The organism is Pseudomonas sp. SIMBA_068, assembly GCF_046534705.1.
Lineage (GTDB): Bacteria > Pseudomonadota > Gammaproteobacteria > Pseudomonadales > Pseudomonadaceae > Aquipseudomonas > Aquipseudomonas putida.
Window position 1 is genome coordinate 1 of the sequence record NZ_JAWRYI010001647.1, and the last position, 236, is coordinate 236.

Genomic DNA, 236 nt, shown 5'->3' on the forward strand with positions numbered 1-236 from the left:
GAGCCATCGCCCGAGACACAGATAACCGTATCTTCCGGGCGTGCAACCTGCGCACCGATGGCGGCGGGTAAACCAAAGCCCATGGTGCCTAAGCCGCTGGAGGTGATGAAGTTCTCTGGCGCACTGAATGCCATGTGTTGCGCCGTCCACATCTGGTGCTGACCGACGTCGGTGGTCACTACGGTATTGGCTGGTTTGCGATCGGAAAGCTGCTTCAGCAACAGCGGTGCATAGAT

At 58.5% G+C, this 236-nt stretch carries 1 protein-coding gene; it reads right to left on the minus strand.

Features of this window, described 5'->3' with window-relative positions; translation table 11 throughout:
• Nucleotides 1–236, minus strand: a 236-nt coding sequence (locus SB756_RS35320) for a thiamine pyrophosphate-dependent enzyme (RefSeq protein WP_410913913.1), incomplete at both ends; no start/stop codon positions are given.